Here is a 17,775-nt window from a genome sequence, read left to right on the forward strand (position 1 = left end):
GTGGACACCTGCCGATATGGCTACGGCTACCGTGTCACCAACTGGTGTATTGACTGCGGTTGAGGTGGGTAACACGACGCTCACGGCCTCAAAGGATGGCGTGACCAGTTACCAGGTGGACGTGACTGTGTGTAGTAGCTTAGCGGGCTCATGTATTGATCTCCTCGATACAGGTAGCGGTAAGTTGTTTACCAATTCACCCTCGGTGGCCTATCTAGACAGCATTGGCGGTGGTGATACAAACGGTGTTGCAACTGAGGGCGGAAGTCAAGGCCCAGCTGGTAATTTTTACAAATTCAACTGGGATAATTCAAATGCACTGTGCGATATCTACAACAACCAGAGTCTCGGCGGACGGACGAATTGGCGTTTAGCGACAAGAGACGAGTTAAAAGTGGAGCTATACAACGCATATGGTGATATGTTTGTCGCGCGCGGTTGGCCGTCCAGCCGCTATTGGTCGGCGACTCCTGATGGTTCTAGCTATTACTACGTGTACCTCTACGATGGCGACGTCAACAGCGGCCATCCGAGCAGCACGGACTACGCATCCTGCGTCTCAAATCCTTAAAGTTTAGTGTTTAGAGTTTAAGGTTTTAATTTTAGTTTTTGAAGTGTCAGAGTTGCATCTGGCACTTTTTAGGGGAGAAGATAAGTGAATATTGAAACTAAATTAGCATTGGTTGAAAACAGTCAACGTATTGTTGGCATAAAAGAGGGGATGTTTGTACGTTTCTATGAGCAATCACTCTTTGGTTGGCATCAGTGGGTATCTAAACAGGACCAATTACCGACATTGAAGGTGTTAAGGAAAAAGGTTAAGAAATTGAATGGAAGAGAGGTGTTGTATGGTGGGCTTCCTATAGAATCATTAAAGCAAGCTGGAATTGGCATTGGGGCAGAGGCTGATATTGAGTTAGAAATAATCATCGATATTTTGGAATGGGAGTCGTGGAGGCAAGAGCAGTGTGCTCATCTGTTAAATCGACGATATGTTCGATTGTTTTTACCCGAAGGAATCGTCACTAAAGTGACGATGACGAAAGCTTCAAGCTCTTCATCAGAATGGTTGTTGATTTCTGTCAAGCAAACGATATAACGTTTTAATAAGATGGTTCTCGGAAAATCAACAAGTTACATAGCGACAATGTCGCGCTGGTTCTAACTATTACAACGTGAACCTCAACAATGGCAACGCCAACAGCAACAATCCGAGCAACACGAACTACGCATTCTGCGTCTCAGGCCAACATAAAGTATCGGAACTAAGAAGCTAGGGAGTAAGGCGAGAGAAGAAGACTTACTTGCTTGTATCTTTGGCAATGCCTCAAATTATGGATTGCATCATATGTCATCGATATCTGATCGAGCCATTGGTGTTCTGAGAGCCGTAAATGACAGGCACATTCGGCCGGAGACGACAAGCGATGCCAATGATGTGATTTCAGATTCGCTGGCAAAACTTCCTATCTTTAAACTTACACAATCAATGAGTCCCCCTTTGGTAATCTTGATGGTCAAAAGCATGCCTGCCGTATCAATACATTCAAAGCTCGATTTTCAGCAAAATACTTCCGTAAGGGTAAAGGGGTATCCGCCCTTACGTTGGTGTCAAACCATGTGCCTATCAACACCAAGATCATTTCAGCTAATTAATATGAAAGACATCATGCTTTTGATTTGTTCTATAACAATAGCAGCGATATTCAGCCTAAAGCGTTAGCAACCGATACTCATAGGGTCAACAACATCAACTTTGTGATCCTTGACTTATTTGGTTACCAATTCGCACCACGATACGCCAAATTTAAATATGTCTCACAGAAGAATTGCTAAAACGGCTGCGTTATTGGTTTGGCGGGAAAAGTTCCATGCTCTCTGGAAAAATAGCGAGGAAGATAAATTCCTATTATAGAGCGGCTTATAATTGTCACAATTGTTGATGAAGCTGTACGCATACTGGCAAAAAAAGTGTACCATCGCAGGGCTATCTATACGAATGGTTCGGTGTTGGACACGGAACTCTGGTGAAGTTACTGGTGATATGTGTCAACCTTCTCGGAAGCACGAGCCTCCTACTATTATTGTTCCAATGTTGGTAGATGAAGGAAGTTACATTGCTTCCGAATCTACATTTTTAAGGGTGCCTAAAGCAAACAACCAGCTAGGTCAGCGAAATCATATCAAAACTGCTATAAACTTTTCTCGACCAAAAGTACAAAAAGCCTGTAAACCAATTCAGCTTTGGAAGTGGGACATCAGTTATTTGCCTTGTGTAGCCGTTGCTGCAAGCTTGCAGTGATGTTGTGCTCGCTTATCTAGTTACATTGCCGCAGTTTTTTGTATGTTGCATACCCTTTAAACAAGGCATCAAGCGAATCGTCGCTCAGAACCAATTCAAGACGTTCTCTGGATTCAAGGGTATCTGACTCAACGCAGCGTCAAAGTCCTTACCTAAGAGTAGCCGAAGGGTCTCGCCTTGGTTTCATTTCTACCTTAGAAACCTATTTTATTGACAATAAAGCGAATTAACTACTTATCTGTCGATGGAAATGTGTATTCGATGTGCTTGGGTGACTAATAGGTGTGTTACTGCATAATATAATCGCCTATTTAGACGTCTTTGACTTCCCGTACACCATGCACTGCATAATATTGTCCCGGTTCAGGTTGGACAGGAATAAGTTTGGGATGAACCTTGATGGTGACGTAATACTCACCACTCCCATTCGTTTAAATATATTGGTATATGCATCGTGATATTACACCCATTTCAAACAAAACTTCACACAGTTCGCCATGCGTTTCCATCCCTTCAACTTTATCTTTTTACTCTATATTCTGAGCATCTAATGTTGACAAACGTTTTAAGTCGAAACATTGGCGATTTGCGGTGTTGCCGTAGGCTTTAGAGTAATCCCTATTCGATTTAGCGTCGTCGGTCAGAGATGGAAGGATCCTTTCATCGCGACGTTTGTCTTCTAAAGAGGATTAGCTCAAAATCATTATTGGCCTGTGTCTTTTCCTAGGCCAGATACGCATTAAGGCTTTCTTTCGCTCTGGCCTAACCATTTACCATATTAGTCAATCCTTTTAATGGAAAGTGTTCTCAACTTGTTAGTAAGGTTTGATACCTTATCTTGCAGTTCCTGGTTATCTCTTATTAATTCCTGGTTTTTAGCAACCAATCGACGGCTCGATTCAGATAGCTCTGAATTCAAAGCATCTGTTAAAGCCTGACTGTAGTTTTTATCGACTTCATCTTTATATAGTTTCTTATACCTAGCTAACTCTGCCGCCAAAGCTCTTTTTGATTTACTATCTTTTGGCTTCTTCTTGGCATACTTATTGAAATACAGCTCCAATTGAACATTCAACTCATCGATATGTCTACAAAGTAGAGGTGTTCGACGTTTTGTAATATAGCTGCGATCAACTCCTGCAGCATGAGCGACTCGTGACAAAACTATTTTTCTATCATTTATTGCAATATCGCCAACCTCATTTTGAATACGATGTTTGATTCTACTATACATCTTCCCAACATGAGCGTATGCATCCTGAACAGTTTGTGAAGACTCTATTACCCACTGAGGTGTCGCTTCTACCTCAGCCTTTGAAATTGTGCGAAAATTACCAATATCAAATTTACTCATAAAGCAAGTCATCCAAATCTACGTTTAACTCATCAAGCATGGCTTCACACGTCCTCACGACTTTTAGTGACGCTTCTTTTACTTTTTCGCTCTTACAGTGCTCCATCAGATGTTGGTGTGAAATACCAATTCGAGTAAGATCTTCGGCAGAAGATTGAGGTGTTAAATGGTGTTGATCAAAGAATACTTCGTTTTTATCTTTACTATCCCAAGGTATGTAATAACCGAATTCATGTGCTCCAAATTCAATCGCCTCAAGAACCTGATTTGAGAAATATTCCGAAACCTCACCTATGCTTTTGAAAGTATGATCTTCATTAACTTTTTCCCGGATACGCTTCGCAACAAGCATGTAAAACTCATCATCACTACCAACGGAGTTGACAAAATCTTTTAAAAACTGACTTTCTGTGCCGTTTACAATGTCATCCGTGAGTTTATCGTAAACGTATGATTGGGTGAATCTATCACGATCAGAATGACCAAAGTGCCTTCTTATGCTATCTCGGACGTTCCCCTTAAAACAACGTAATGCGATTGCTGCAAAAACATGTCTCAATGCATGTGCAGATATTCTCGGAGGAGCACTACTAAAGCGCTCTGGGTCACTGCGAATACAATCATCATAAGCCTTAGATATTTTGATTGATATATCCTCTCGCTTCATGGGGCTCCATTCTTTACCGTCCTGGTCAAAACTTGAAGGGAGAAGCGATTTTGCAGTGAAAGGGGACTCGTTACTACCTAGCTTTAAGTAACTTAGCTTGCTTGCAATTTCAATTGCAACAACGGCTTGTCTTGATATAGAGCGAACAATTTTAATGCCATGATTAGTTTTAAATAAAGAGGATTCAAAAAAGTATTGTTCGCCTTTTGACGTAATTTTTGCGCTTGTTACGCTTGCAACTTCTGACCGACGAATACCAGTTAACGCCTTGAAAACAAAAAGCGCGGAGCGTTTTACTTTTTTCGCTTCTTTATGAACATATCCGAGCGTCACTCCTTTTCTTATAGTTCCAATGTCAGAAAGATAGCCAAGCTTTGAAAATATTCGAGCTATCTGATGTAACTTGGATGTGCATTGCGACTTGTCTTTGGTTTTAACGTCTTTGCACGCGACCCTGAAGTCCGTTGAAAAGGTGGTTTTTATGATATTGCTGGAAGAGCGAGCAAAAAGTTCGGGAGAAATTTTGTCAGTAGAACGTTGAAAATCGAAATACTCTATCAAGAACTTAACTATAGGACTTTCAATCACTTTAATGTGATAATCCAAAACTAACAACGCAACATCAACAGTCAACGTATTCCATGTACCACCTGCCGTCCATTCGATAAAATCAATGTTCTTTGATTCAACGAAATCTTTCATCATCGCTAAAACAACTTGGTTGCGTGGCATTGAGAAGGCAATTCCATCAATCATCAGTCCTTGATTATAAAAGGTACTCATATGATTAATATCTAACAAATATTGCTTAGCCAAACCTGATGACCAAAGCTCACCATTACTTTTTTCTATTAGCTCAATGAGAATAGCATTAACATCATCCAGGCTTAGCTTACTTACGCTTAAATGAGTGCCATAAAGTTTGTCTATCGCATTTAAAATCAACTTCACTTTAGAAACAGTGTTTTTAACGGTTTTACGCCTCCCATAGAGTAAGCCAGAACTAACGTTTCCTTTGCCAAAATATGCGCGTATGTATTCTTTTGCAAAATGTTCTCGCTCTTCGCTAATACCTAATGTAGACCAGTTTATCTTTAGCTCCTCTAAGTCTACTTCGTCAATAATGAACCATTCAGAGTCTTCCATTGAATTTATGGGTTGAGCGGTGTGCGCTGAAATGAGATCCAAACTAGCGATTTTAGCGACTTTAAGCCCCACACTATCATTGTTCATTAAATTCTACTCCGATATGGCAACTTTAAATCTTGAGCAATTTCTCTTGCTAACTGTATATTTTTACGATGAAATCGCTCTAACAGGCTCTCTAGATACAATTGATGAGATACCAACAACTTAAATTCAACTGAGCTTGCATCCAGTTTCGATTTAACTCGGTCTAGGTGATCACCAAATGAAATGATAATGGCTGCTATAGTCGGGTCTTGAACAATCAGAGTTTCGGATGAGGTATTCATACTTCCAACCAAACCTGTTCCCAATCCTGTTTGCTGAGCCTTGAAAAGCAAATCATTGAACTCGCTAGAGCCCTCTAATGTTTTACTAACACCATGCTCAAGCCCTAGTTCACTAAGTATCAACGTTTTGCTTGCGGTAGGTTGACGATCGACTAAGTCTCCCATTTTCTTGGCCAAATCATACATTTTACTACCAACATTAGCCCCAAATGAATAGATTTCAGCTTCAGGCTTTTTAGATATATCTGAACGGTCTACATAAACAGCTTGATGAGTTTCTTCAGAATGAGCGCATAACTCTGCCGATACAGCTGCGTCATCAAACTCGTCCTCCTCCATAACAGCACGAGTTTGAGCAATAACGTCCATCGATATAGGCAAGTTTCTTCCAGTAACAGGTGGCGTGCCATGTGTTTTATATATTGACCGCTGATCTCGCCATTGAGTCGATTGGGTGACCGATTGTTCTAGAATATCCAAAAATGGCTGAGCATTACTTACCTCCTTCAGGCATCGCTTTTGCATTTCCGTCCCCTTGACGCCAAGCAAAATTAAGGGGAGGTGGGTCGTTTGACAGATGGCATTCGGTGCTTGATGCAACTTTCCATAACGATTTGGCATCAAATAATCCATACGTTCTACAGCGGACAAATACTGATCCTCGCGCATTCTCAATTGGTAAAAGTCATAGTAAACATCAAATATCTCATCTTCGTGTTTATTATAAATAGGCGTAACAAAGGGACGACCTGCTCGACCCTTACCGTATTTGTATTGAATTTTATTAGGTTCATTTTTCTGATTAAATCCATCGAGCATCACGTCACTAAATTGGATATAGTCAAACCCTGATGGTTGAACCCGGTCTGAGGCCAGCAGCCAGGCGAGAGCTTTTCGTTCTGCTAATGATGATGTAAACATAAATCCGATCGGCAATGTATGGTTTCTGACACTGGCTATCACTTTATTACCCATCAGCTTAGATTTATGTCTATTACGTAAAAAATTAGTACGATCAACATCACCCTTTACAAAGCGCTTGTGTATTGGTTTGAAAAAATTTGCCTCTAGTTCCCTACGAATCTGCCAGACGTTGTATAGTTCGCTGTTTATCAGTTTCTTGCGAAATGAACGAGATGAATAAAAGACGATTTCATTAACCATAGAGCATTTTAAGTCAAGCAAAGCTCTAAGGTGATACCCGTTGGTTTGATTTAATGTAAAGCACGAGTGGCGTCCAGAATTAGCATCCATCTTCATAACAGAATTGGAGTGCGCTAATTTACCATTGTCTAATGTGTGAAATATATCAACTGCCATATCGTGATTAACTGCGAGGTAACGTTTTCTAATATCGCTCATGCTTGTTAAAAACCAAGTGAGTACATTGCGCAAAGAGATAAGAATTTCTTCGTCTGTATAGTCTGTGTCAAAGACATCTGATAACGTTTTTTTGGGTATTTTTTCCGTCACCTTGACGTTAGGTAAGTTAGCCAAAAGCTGAGCCAAATACGGATTGTAATGACGACTTTTCTTAAATGAACCCAGCTCATCATTGGCATACTCAAGTACCACACGAACAAGAGAAATTACAGATTTAATTCGGTTTGAAGATTTGTTTGAACTTTTGAGATACTTCATGAAATGGACTGAAATAGCTCTATCATCAAAAGATTGTATCAAGCTGGGATTGCCACTAAAGCAATCAATTAGTAAACAAAGTAGAGATTTATATGCCTGTTGATGTCCTGAAGCAAAAGCAGTAAATTTTCGAGTTTTTGAGAAAGCAGCAATTGCTTCAAACAAACCAGCATCTCTCAGTTCTATTGGTATATCAAGGTGTGCAATGGTAGTGTCATCATTAACATCTGAGTCTCGAACATAAGTGAAGCGATATGGGTTCGCGTCGATGTAATGAACGTTTGCGATTTTATGTTCGTTAATATTAAAACTATTCATTTCATTTACCATTTCTGACTTTGTTCAGTTGCTCAAAACTTCTTTTTTTGACGGATAGTTTCTGTAGAATTGAGTGTCGACTATTTAAAACTGCCTCAAAAAAGACATAATTAAATGTCGTTGTATAATCCGAATGCCCCATCTGTTCTGGAACCACGACCCAAGGGTCATAGCCTTTGCTATAACAATCAATAACCAAGTTTGTAGCAAATGAATGACGTAAACAGTGAAACGTACGATTATTGAAAAATATATCTTGACTGTGTAACTTGGCTCGTTGGAAGACATAGCAGGCTGTTCCTCTCGTTAAACTTTTACCCTCACGGCCACAAATCAGTAGATCGCCTTCAATTTTCGATCTTCTGCCATGAATGAATGTACTTATTTTTTCTTGCAAGGCAAAAGGAATGTTGACCTTTCGAGGTTTTGCACCTTTCCCAATAATGCTTATCTTTTTATTGATTTCACCCGTATCTAGATTAAGTAACTTAGATAGTTTTAAGTTTCTTCGGTCTATAACCTCTTCAGCACGCAGACCCATATGATATCCAATCCCTAGGATCAACTCATTTCGCTCCTGTATATAATCTGATTTATAATCTACATGCTCTAACAGTAAAGAAATTTTGTCCCTGGGAATGTATTTTTTGATTAAATCACAAGGGTCATCATTAATGGATTTCATTTTTCTACCCGTGTCATCATCAAGCACTTCACAACGATAAACTCTTGGTGCGGACACAAAACCTTGCTCCCACGCATACTTATAGAATCCAGATATCGCTGCAAAGTGTCCATTTATACTCTGCTCTTTGAGCGATAGGGTTTGCTTTAAATAATGATTAACATAAACGTCAATATGTTCTTGCCGAACTTCTTTCCAATGAATAGATGAGTTATCTAACACTTCAAAAAATGCGTTTAAACGATAAGCGTAATTCTTTACCGTTTCTATAGAACTGCCGAATATTGATAGATCTAGTAAATACATAGTGGGAACAGCACGAAGGTCACCATCCTTACTAAAAATCAATGACGACTTTTTATGAATACCCGCATACTTTACTTTCGATACATTTATAATCATTACTATACCTTATGTAAGCTCGTCCATGTTGACACTGTAGGTGGTGCTAAGTTCTTGTCAACATTATTTGAATTATCAATACATTTACATTATCTTCGGAGGATATTCCCGTAGTCGCATTCTCAGTGGGTGAAGAAGAGCTATCTGGGATGGATACGTCGGCGTTAGTCGGGCATCTGGCAGCCTGGAACTACTTTATGAGTGTCGACACGCAGGCAAATGAAGAATTTGTAGAAACTTGGCAGAAGTTTATCGCGAGTGACAAACGAGTGACGAATGACCCAATGGAAGCACACTACATTGGTTTCAATATGTGGACTCAAGCGGTAACCAATGCGGGTACGACGGATGCAGAACAAGTTCAAGATGCGCTAATTGGTGTTTCGGTGCCGAATCTGTCTGGGGGCTACTCGACTATGCTACCTAATCACCACATTACCAAACCTGTTTTGATCGGTGAGATTCAAGACGACGGGCAGTTTGATATCGTTTGGGAAACTACGGGCTTAGTGGCTGGTGATGCATGGTCAAACTTCTTGCCAGAATCTGCAAAGCTCTATTCTAGTTGGTCTAAACCATTTTCTTGTGGTGCGTTCAACGTCGAAACTGGTAAGTGCTCAGGAAGCGCAAACTAGTTGCTAGACGGTATGGTGCTTTCACGGTTTCTCGTGAAAGCACCTTTTAGATCTTGTCCTCAATGTATTTCAAGAGAGGGCAACGCAAAGGACGCATTTCATGAAAAACATAACTCAATTATTGAAAGTGGTCGTGTTCTTAATTTTGAGTACGAATGTCGCGTTGGCAAACGTAAGTGACCGAGAGTCTTTCTCAAAAGTGCTCATAGGAAAAAGCACCCCTCAAAAACAAGCGGCGATGTCTTGGCTCGTGGACCACGAACCCAGCGACGTCGCTAAATCTGTGTTAACCGCTTGGCTACATGGCAATCTGTATTATTTCAATGACAAATCGAGTGACCAATACCAACAATTATTTCTATCAAGCGATATCCGCAATGCGGCTCAAGTCGTCAGTGCATGGAGCGATACTACTCTCGCTGTCGAGTCTTCTCGCCAGTTCAAAAAAGTTCGGGTGAACAACAAGCTACGGAGCTTAATTCGTTTAGAAATTGCCTCGCTCGGGTTGGATCATGCCGATGCGACGATTCGTTTAAATGCAGTAACGGCATTAGTGGGGCAAACCGACGATGCAGTTATCTCCCGTCTTAAACAAAGAGCCAGTATTGAAACGGAACAAGAGATTGCAAGCCTGTTGCGTCTCGCACTGTCCATTGATGAAGCTCTAACAGGCAACACCACTGAGCAACGGATTGCCGCCATTGATGTTCTATCTGACTACAAACAATCGGTAGTGTTATCAACGCTTAATCAAGTGCTGAAAACGGAGAGTGACGAACTCGTGCGCAGTGCAGCAGAGCGCGCATTAGACCGCTATCAACAGAGTCAAAAATTCTACTCAGGGGTTGAGACGGTATTTTTCGGGCTCAGCTTAGGCTCGGTTTTGGTACTCGCAGGGATCGGGTTAGCTATCACCTTTGGTGTGATGGGTGTGATTAATATGGCCCATGGTGAGCTGATTATGATCGGTGCTTACACCACCTATGTCATGCAGCAGTTAATGCCAAACCAAATTGGTCTAGCGCTGATTCTTTCTATCCCTATGGCGTTTATTGTCTCTGGACTAGTAGGTATTGCCATTGAGCGAAGCGTCATTCGTCATCTTTACGGTCGACCACTAGAAACCTTGCTAGCGACTTTCGGGATCAGTTTGATCCTGCAGCAAGCTGTGCGCTCCATTTTCTCTCCACTTAATCGCTCAGTGAGCACACCTGATTGGATGTCAGGTGCGCTGCAAGTCAACCCAATGTTGTCACTTACCTATAACCGTCTTTACATCATTTTGTTCTGCATCATGGTGTTTATCGGCTTGGTGATGGTGCTTAAGAAAACCCCACTGGGTTTGCAGGTTCGGGCCGTATCACAAAATAGAGCTATGGCGAGAGCAATGGGCATTCGCTCCGAGAGAGTGGATGCCTTGACGTTCGGGCTAGGGTCTGGAGTAGCAGGAGTGGCAGGAGTGGCGTTATCCCAGCTCACCAATGTGGGCCCGAATATGGGACAAGCCTACATCATAGACTCGTTTATGGTGGTGGTGTTCGGTGGCGTTGGTAACTTGTGGGGAACGCTCGTTGCGGGATTAAGCCTTGGCCTATTCAATAAGATCCTTGAACCTTGGGCTGGGGCGGTATTGGCCAAAATCTTGGTATTGGTATTCATCATTTTGTTCATTCAAAAACGTCCACGTGGTTTATTTCCACAGCGCGGGCGAGCGGCTGAAGGTTAAGGATAACTGACACTATGCAATCTAAATCTTTTGTTCTATCGGCATTAAGGGGAGATAGGGGTGGTCAGCTTACCATTCTGGCTCTCTTAGTTGCTGTTGTTGTCGTGCCACTGGCGAACACCTTGTTGCCAGTAGGTCACCCACTTCATGTTGAAACCTTCACCATTTCACTTATGGGTAAGTATCTCAGTTACGCCATGTTGGCGCTCGCTGTGGATTTAGTCTGGGGTTATCTAGGGATTTTGAGTCTTGGGCACGGGGCTTTTTTTGCTTTAGGTGGTTATGCCATGGGCATGTACTTGATGCGTCAAATTGGTGATCGGGGTGTCTATGGTAATCCTATTTTACCGGACTTTATGGTGTTTCTAGACTGGCAAGCTCTCCCTTGGTTTTGGCAGGGCTTTGACCAATTCTGGTTTGCTTGTTTGATGGTAGTGTTGGTGCCTGGTGCTTTGGCTTATATATTTGGATATCTCGCTTTCCGCTCTCGTGTGTCGGGCGTGTATTTATCCATAATGACTCAGGCTTTGAGCTACGCATTAATGCTGGCTTTTTTCCGTAACGAGATGGGGTTTGGTGGCAACAATGGTCTCACTGACTTTAAAGACATCTTGGGCTTTAGCTTACAGCAGGATGCCACCAAAATTGCGCTATTTATGATTACTGGCATCGCTTTGGTGGTGAGTTATGTGGTCTGTCGAACCATCATTAGTAGCCGATTAGGGCGTGTTTCGATGGCGATTCGTGATACTGAGTCACGAACCCGATTTATGGGCTATGACGTTGATGGTATCAAGCTTTGGATCTTTGTGTTATCGGCAGTCATAGCAGGTGTTGCGGGCGCTTTATATGTCCCACAGGTGGGCATCATTAACCCTGGTGAGTTTGCACCTCTCAACTCCATTGAAGTGGTTGTCTGGGTTGCCCTTGGCGGTCGCGCTACCTTGTTCGGTGCCATTGTAGGGGCATTGGTGATCAACTATGCAAAGAGTTGGTTTACGGTCGAGTTTCCAGAAGTGTGGTTGTTTGCGTTGGGTGGGTTGTTTGTCCTCTCAACGATGTATTTCCCTAAAGGTTTGATTGGCTTCTTCTCCGACAAAGTTCAACAAATCCGCAAAAAGGCATCTAACCCGAAAACTAAGGCAGAGGAGGTCACAGTATGACGACGCTGCATCGAGCCCAACAACTGAAAAGCTCAGTTCAAGAATTGACTCGTCGAGACGAAGTGTTCTCTTTTTTAAAACCGGATCATCACCCCCTAATTGATACTCGTCATAACGTCCTTCTGTACGTGGAAGGGGTCAACAAAAGCTTTGACGGGTTTAAGGCCATCAACGATCTCAACCTATATATCAAAGAGGGGGAGTTACGTTGCATCATTGGTCCCAATGGTGCGGGAAAAACCACCATGATGGACATCATCACGGGCAAAACGAAGCCAGACACAGGGCAAGTCTGGTTGGGCTCTAATATTAACTTGTTAAAAATGAACGAGTCTGAAATTGCCAATGCAGGCATTGGTAGAAAGTTCCAAAAACCGACCGTTATTGAATGTCTAACCGTCTGGCAGAACTTAGAGTTGGCTATGTCCGGCGTTCGCGGGGTTTGGGGGACGTTTGTTGCCAAACTGTCTGGCGAGCAAAAGGACAAGTTAGAGTCAGTCTTGACGCTGATTCATTTGCAAGATCATGCCACGTTAACGGCTGGCAACTTATCGCATGGACAAAAGCAATGGTTAGAGATCGGCATGTTGCTGATGCAAAACCCCAAGTTGTTACTGGTGGATGAGCCTGTAGCAGGCATGACTCATCAAGAAATGGATCGCACCTCGGAGCTATTGAACTCGCTGGCGGGTAAACACTCGGTGGTCGTGGTAGAGCATGATATGGATTTTGTTCGTTCTATTGCCAGTCACGTAACTGTGCTCCATCAAGGACATGTCTTGGCTGAAGGAACCATGGATCAAGTGCAATCTCATCCAGAAGTAAAACAAGTGTATTTAGGGGAATAATATGTTGCAGATCCAGTCATTGAACCAGTTTTATGGTGAAAGTCATACCTTGTGGGATTTGGACATGTCGATTCCGAAGGGTAAGTGCACCGTACTGATGGGACGAAATGGCGTGGGCAAAACCACGCTACTTCAGTGTGTTATGGGGCTTGTGAAAGTCTCAAGCGGAGATATTCAATTAAACGGAGAGTCGCTACTTAAGCATGACGCAGAATCTCGACCTCGTATGGGTATTGGTTATGTTCCTCAAGGTCGACAGATATTTCCCATGTTGACCGTTCAAGAAAACCTCGAAGTTGGTCTGCCGATTCGTGACAAAGGCGATAGACGCATTCCTGAATTTATCTTCGATTTATTCCCAGTCTTGAAAGAGATGTTACATCGTCGCGGTGGCGATTTGTCGGGCGGTCAGCAGCAACAGCTAGCTATTGGTAGAGCTTTGGTCGTTAACCCAAAACTGTTGATTCTCGATGAACCTACCGAAGGCATACAGCCCAATATCGTCCAGGAGATTGGTGACATCATTAGAATGTTGAATGAAAAGCTTGGCCTAACAGTATTGCTGGTGGAGCAAAAACTGCCTTTTGCCAGAAAAGTAGGAGACCAATTCTGCATTCTGGATCGTGGCAGGCAAGTTGCGGCGGGTGAGATGTCGACCCTAGACGATGCGTTAATTAAGGAGTACCTCACAGTATGAGTTCACCAGCGACAAATCAACAAACGATAGACGCCAATCCAAGTAGTGCGGTTCAGGGTCAGCTTGGACAAGTAATAGATGCTCACACTCAGTTCGGTTGGAAAGCGAGTCTCGACTTAACCTTTATTGATCGCGGCGATAAAACGGTATTAAAACACCGCTCTCAACAAGGTCCACTCGCCATTCAGCGCCCTCTGTATCCAGAGGGCAACCCTTGTCATACCTACTTGCTCCATCCTCCCGGAGGAGTCGTTGGTGGAGACACTCTACAGATCAGTGTGCATGCCATTCAAGGAGCCAAATCACTTATTACCACCCCAGGAGCGACCAAATTTTATCGTTCGGAATCTAAATACGCCAAGCAAAAGCAGACATTGCATGTTGCTAGCGGCTCTCGCTTGGAGTGGCTACCGCAAGAGAACATCTTTTTTCCTGATGCACACGTCCGTCTTGATACCGAAATCCATTTGGAGCGTGGTGCACAGTTTTTGGGCTGGGAAATGCACTGTTTTGGGCGGCCTGCACTAAATGAGGGATATAGTGCAGGTCATTTGCTTGGAAAAACAGAGGTTTATCTTGATAAGCAGTTGCTACTGACTGAAGGTTTGAATGTTCGTGGTAATGATAAATTATTGAAAAGTAGAGGCTTATTGAATTATCAAATGATGGGGACGGTTTACGTTTCAATTGATGATGAGGATTTTTACCAATTGGTACAGACCTTGCTCAATAACATGCAACAAGAACACAACGAAGGTGCAGTGTTGATTGCTGCGAGCCAGTTGGAAAATTTACTGGTTATTCGTGCATTGGGAAACTGGAGCGAAGTGATCTTGGCGTGCTTCCAAAAGATCTGGCAGTTGGTTCGCGAGCATTGGACTGGCGACTGTCCTCAGCCTCCAAGAATCTGGGCAACTTGATCTAAATTCAATATTCACGACATAAGGTTATTAAATGGAATTAACCCCAAGAGAGAAGGACAAACTGCTGATTTTTTGCGCCGGGATGTTGGCAAAACAGCGTAAAGAGAAAGGGCTAAAGCTTAACTATCCTGAATCGGTAGCGTTTATTTCAAGTGCCATTTTAGAAGGGGCACGTGAAGGAAAAACTGTCTCAGAATTAATGGACTTCGGACGTACTTTACTCACATCTGACCAAGTTATGGAAGGAGTACCTTCGATGATTCCTGATGTGCAAGTTGAAGCCACGTTCCCCGATGGGACCAAGCTCGTCACTGTCCACGAACCAATTGTTTAGCGGGGGAGTTATGGCAGCGTCGACAGCAAAGTACTCGGGCTTTGTTCCGGGACAAATTGAAACCGCAAAAGGCGATATTAAGCTCAATGCGGGGCGAGATACAGTAACGGTGACCGTTGAAAACCTTGGTGACCGTCCGATTCAGATAGGCTCTCACTACCATTTCTACGAAGTTAACAATGCACTCAGCTTTGATCGTGAAGTGACGCGAGGATTTCGTTTAAACATTGCCGCCGGTACAGCAACGCGTTTTGAGCCCGGACAATCACGTACAGTGGAGCTGGTTGCCTTTGCGGGTAAACGCGAAGTCTACGGATTTCAAGGTAAGGTCATGGGCTGTTTATAAGACGCCTAACTCAAAACAACAAGGAAGAATAATGGCGAGTATTTCTAGGCAAGCCTATGCAGAGATGTTTGGTCCTACGGTGGGTGACCGAGTTCGTTTAGCGGATACTGATCTTTGGTTAGAAGTTGAAAAAGATCTCACGGTATACGGTGATGAAGTTAAGTTTGGCGGTGGCAAAGTCATTCGTGATGGCATGGGGCAAAGTCAATTGCCTAGCAGTCAAACGCCAGATCTCGTTATCACAAACGCGCTGATCCTCGACTATTGGGGAATCGTTAAAGCCGATGTGGCGGTGAAAAACGGCCGTATCGCAGCGATTGGTAAAGCGGGGAATCCCGATATTCAACCCGGTGTCGATATTATTGTTGGCCCCGGAACCGAAGTGTTGGCAGGAGAAGGCTCAATCCTTACCGCTGGGGGCATTGATTCACATATCCACTTTATCTGTCCGCAACAAATCGAAGAAGCGCTTGCATCTGGTGTTACTACCATGATCGGTGGTGGTACCGGGCCGAATACTGGTACTAACGCGACAACTTGTACTCCGGGCCCTTGGAATATGCATCGTATGTTGGAGTCCCTCGACCAATTCCCAATGAATTTTGGTTTGCTAGGGAAAGGCAATGCCAGTCAGCCAGAGGCATTACGTGAGCAGGTAGCCGCAGGTGCGGTTGGTTTAAAATTGCATGAAGACTGGGGAACCACACCTGCTTCTATTGATACTTGTTTGACCGTCGCGGATGAGATGGACGTGCAAGTGGCGATTCACACTGACACATTGAATGAATCGGGCTTTGTTGAATCGACGTTAGGGGCGATTGGTGACCGAGTTATTCATACCTATCACACAGAAGGGGCGGGTGGTGGTCATGCGCCAGATATCATTAAGGCGGCAGGGGAGTCTAACGTGTTGCCTTCTTCTACCAATCCAACCAGACCTTATACCGTAAATACGGTGGATGAACATCTGGACATGTTGATGGTGTGCCATCACCTTTCCCCTTCGATCGCAGAAGATGTTGCTTTTGCTGAGTCGCGTATCCGCCGCGAAACGATCGCCGCGGAAGACATTCTTCACGATCTTGGGGCGTTTTCTATGATCGCCTCAGATTCACAAGCGATGGGACGAGTTGGCGAGGTGATTACTCGCACATGGCAGACCGCGCATAAGATGAAAGTACAACGTGGCAGTTTGCCGCAAGACTCAAGCTATAGCGATAACTTCCGACTGAAGCGTTATATCGCCAAATACACCATTAACCCTGCTATTACCCATGGTATGGCTCATGAAATTGGTTCAATTGAAGTAGGGAAGTTGGCTGATTTGGTACTTTGGAAACCGGCTTTCTTTGGCGTAAAACCAAGTGTCATTCTTAAAGGTGGCATGATTGCTATGGCGCCAATGGGAGACCCTAACGCCTCGATTCCTACCCCTCAACCTGTTCACTATCGTTCGATGTTTGGTAGCTATGGAAAGGCTTCTCAGCACACGTCGATGTTGTTTGTATCTCAAGCGGCACAAAACGCTGGAATAGCTGAGGAACTCGGATTGGGTAGCGTCATCGGTGTAGCTAAACAGTGTCGCACCATCAGTAAGGCGGACATGAAGCTGAATGATTGGCAGCCAAATATTGAAGTGGACTCCCAGACTTATCAAGTCCGAGCGGATGGCGAATTGTTGGTCTGTGAACCAGCGGATGTACTGCCAATGGCGCAGCGCTACTTCTTATTTTAATAAAAACAGATAGTTAAGCATTGAGGACAACACAGTGATAGAGCTAGTAGAAATTACCCAAAAACCCACGACTCGGCCCCATGCCTTCTTAAGCTTGCCGATTGACAGTCGAATCAAGAGCCGTTTGAAAGTGATTCTCGATGACGGTCGTGATGCAGGATTGTTTTTGCCCAGAGGTCATATTCTGCGGGGTGGTGAGCAATTAAAAAGCCGCTGCGGCTTAGTCATAGAAGTTAAAGCTGCGCCGGAAAAGGTCTCTTCCATCTATTGTAGTGACCTACATCTGCTAACCCGCGTTGCTTATCACCTAGGCAATCGACATGTACCGCTACAAGTCGAGTTTGGTTGGGTTCGTTACCAACATGATCATGTGCTGGATGAAATGGTCGAAGGGTTAGGCGCCACCGTTTCAGTAGAGCTTGCTCCGTTCGAGCCGGAAGGTGGGGCATACGGCGGCAAGAGTGGCGGTCATCACCATCATCACTAATTAATATCTATTAAGCCCAATAACAAGAAAAGGAATA

At 43.5% G+C, this 17,775-nt stretch carries 15 protein-coding genes and 2 pseudogenes; 13 read left to right on the forward strand and 4 right to left on the reverse strand.

The features are described 5' to 3' along the window. Positions 1–127: 127 nt before the first annotated feature. From L2W36_RS16690 to L2W36_RS27530, 3 genes and pseudogenes are all read left to right on the forward strand, one after another. The gene (locus L2W36_RS16690; RefSeq protein WP_236110666.1) at positions 128–571 is read left to right on the forward strand and encodes an Lcl C-terminal domain-containing protein; all 444 of its coding nucleotides are present in this window, start codon (positions 128–130) and stop codon (positions 569–571) included. Between the two features lie 84 nt (positions 572–655). After that, positions 656–1,099, forward strand: coding sequence for a hypothetical protein (locus tag L2W36_RS16695; protein ID WP_236110668.1), 444 nt, complete (start codon positions 656–658; stop codon positions 1,097–1,099). Between the two features lie 156 nt (positions 1,100–1,255). After that, positions 1,256–1,818 (forward strand): annotated as a pseudogene (locus L2W36_RS27530) (Tn3 family transposase); the annotation flags it as partial. A 1,262-nt stretch (positions 1,819–3,080) separates the two neighbouring features. On the opposite strand, the gene L2W36_RS16700 reads toward L2W36_RS27530, so the two are convergent. Genes L2W36_RS16700 through L2W36_RS16715 form a run of 4 tightly spaced genes read right to left on the reverse strand, consistent with a single transcriptional unit; the run spans position 3,081 to position 8,844 of the window. After that, a complete protein-coding gene (locus L2W36_RS16700) occupies positions 3,081–3,656 on the reverse strand; it encodes a hypothetical protein (RefSeq protein ID WP_236110669.1) in 576 nt (191 codons plus the stop codon). Beyond that, positions 3,649–5,556: a hypothetical protein gene (locus L2W36_RS16705; protein WP_236110670.1), complete on the reverse strand. Its 1,908-nt coding sequence runs from the start codon at positions 5,554–5,556 to the stop codon at positions 3,649–3,651. Before L2W36_RS16705 ends, L2W36_RS16700 begins: the two co-directional genes overlap by 8 nt. Next, entirely contained in the window at positions 5,556–7,757 is a 2,202-nt protein-coding gene (locus L2W36_RS16710) for a hypothetical protein (protein ID WP_236110671.1), read from the reverse strand. Before L2W36_RS16710 ends, L2W36_RS16705 begins: the two co-directional genes overlap by 1 nt. A 1-nt stretch (position 7,758) precedes the next feature. Then, on the reverse strand, positions 7,759–8,844 hold the full coding sequence (locus L2W36_RS16715) for a tyrosine-type recombinase/integrase (protein ID WP_236110672.1): 1,086 nt from the start codon (positions 8,842–8,844) through the stop codon (positions 7,759–7,761). A gap of 89 nt (positions 8,845–8,933) precedes the next feature. Between L2W36_RS16715 and L2W36_RS16720 the strand changes: the two are divergent. From L2W36_RS16720 to ureE, 10 genes and pseudogenes are all read left to right on the forward strand, one after another. Next, a pseudogene (locus L2W36_RS16720) lies at positions 8,934–9,479 on the forward strand (transporter substrate-binding protein); the annotation flags it as partial. A gap of 100 nt (positions 9,480–9,579) precedes the next feature. Continuing rightward, positions 9,580–11,205, forward strand: a complete 1,626-nt coding sequence (gene urtB, locus L2W36_RS16725) for an urea ABC transporter permease subunit UrtB (RefSeq protein WP_006074653.1) — start codon at positions 9,580–9,582, stop codon at positions 11,203–11,205. Positions 11,206–11,219: 14 nt separating this feature from the next. Further along, a complete protein-coding gene (gene urtC, locus L2W36_RS16730) occupies positions 11,220–12,368 on the forward strand; it encodes an urea ABC transporter permease subunit UrtC (protein ID WP_236110674.1) in 1,149 nt (382 codons plus the stop codon). Then, entirely contained in the window at positions 12,365–13,216 is an 852-nt protein-coding gene (gene urtD / locus L2W36_RS16735) for an urea ABC transporter ATP-binding protein UrtD (RefSeq protein ID WP_236110678.1), read from the forward strand. The genes urtC and urtD overlap by 4 nt, the downstream gene beginning before the upstream one ends. A gap of 1 nt (position 13,217) precedes the next feature. After that, a complete protein-coding gene (gene urtE, locus L2W36_RS16740) occupies positions 13,218–13,913 on the forward strand; it encodes an urea ABC transporter ATP-binding subunit UrtE (protein ID WP_006074656.1) in 696 nt (231 codons plus the stop codon). After that, positions 13,910–14,833, forward strand: coding sequence for an urease accessory protein UreD (locus L2W36_RS16745; protein ID WP_236110679.1), 924 nt, complete (start codon positions 13,910–13,912; stop codon positions 14,831–14,833). The genes urtE and L2W36_RS16745 overlap by 4 nt, the downstream gene beginning before the upstream one ends. A 34-nt stretch (positions 14,834–14,867) precedes the next feature. Next, a complete protein-coding gene (gene ureA / locus L2W36_RS16750) occupies positions 14,868–15,170 on the forward strand; it encodes an urease subunit gamma (RefSeq protein ID WP_006074658.1) in 303 nt (100 codons plus the stop codon). Between the two features lie 10 nt (positions 15,171–15,180). Further along, positions 15,181–15,516: an urease subunit beta gene (locus L2W36_RS16755; RefSeq protein ID WP_236110681.1), complete on the forward strand. Its 336-nt coding sequence runs from the start codon at positions 15,181–15,183 to the stop codon at positions 15,514–15,516. Between the two features lie 31 nt (positions 15,517–15,547). Next, positions 15,548–17,251 carry an urease subunit alpha gene (ureC, locus tag L2W36_RS16760; RefSeq protein ID WP_236110683.1) on the forward strand — a complete coding sequence of 568 codons (1,704 nt, stop codon included), beginning with the start codon at positions 15,548–15,550 and terminating at the stop codon, positions 17,249–17,251. A 34-nt stretch (positions 17,252–17,285) separates the two neighbouring features. Next, positions 17,286–17,738, forward strand: coding sequence for an urease accessory protein UreE (ureE, locus tag L2W36_RS16765; protein WP_236110684.1), 453 nt, complete (start codon positions 17,286–17,288; stop codon positions 17,736–17,738). Positions 17,739–17,775: the final 37 nt, after the last annotated feature.

It is taken from the genome of Vibrio sp. McD22-P3, assembly GCF_021568915.1.
Lineage (GTDB): Bacteria > Pseudomonadota > Gammaproteobacteria > Enterobacterales > Vibrionaceae > Vibrio > Vibrio mediterranei.

Excerpts from the sequence above, each read along its gene's own strand:
- L2W36_RS16700 (WP_236110669.1), bottom strand. The coding sequence starts at position 3,656 with ATGAGTAAATTTGATATTGGTAATTTTCGCACAATTTCAAAGGCTGAG.
- L2W36_RS16705 (WP_236110670.1), bottom strand. The coding sequence starts at position 5,556 with ATGAACAATGATAGTGTGGGGCTTAAAGTCGCTAAAATCGCTAGTTTG.
- L2W36_RS16710 (WP_236110671.1), bottom strand. The coding sequence starts at position 7,757 with ATGAATAGTTTTAATATTAACGAACATAAAATCGCAAACGTTCATTAC.
- L2W36_RS16715 (WP_236110672.1), bottom strand. The coding sequence starts at position 8,844 with ATGATTATAAATGTATCGAAAGTAAAGTATGCGGGTATTCATAAAAAG.
- urtB (WP_006074653.1), top strand. The coding sequence starts at position 9,580 with ATGAAAAACATAACTCAATTATTGAAAGTGGTCGTGTTCTTAATTTTG.
- urtC (WP_236110674.1), top strand. The coding sequence starts at position 11,220 with ATGCAATCTAAATCTTTTGTTCTATCGGCATTAAGGGGAGATAGGGGT.
- urtD (WP_236110678.1), top strand. The coding sequence starts at position 12,365 with ATGACGACGCTGCATCGAGCCCAACAACTGAAAAGCTCAGTTCAAGAA.
- urtE (WP_006074656.1), top strand. The coding sequence starts at position 13,218 with ATGTTGCAGATCCAGTCATTGAACCAGTTTTATGGTGAAAGTCATACC.
- L2W36_RS16745 (WP_236110679.1), top strand. The coding sequence starts at position 13,910 with ATGAGTTCACCAGCGACAAATCAACAAACGATAGACGCCAATCCAAGT.
- ureA (WP_006074658.1), top strand. The coding sequence starts at position 14,868 with ATGGAATTAACCCCAAGAGAGAAGGACAAACTGCTGATTTTTTGCGCC.
- L2W36_RS16755 (WP_236110681.1), top strand. The coding sequence starts at position 15,181 with ATGGCAGCGTCGACAGCAAAGTACTCGGGCTTTGTTCCGGGACAAATT.
- ureC (WP_236110683.1), top strand. The coding sequence starts at position 15,548 with ATGGCGAGTATTTCTAGGCAAGCCTATGCAGAGATGTTTGGTCCTACG.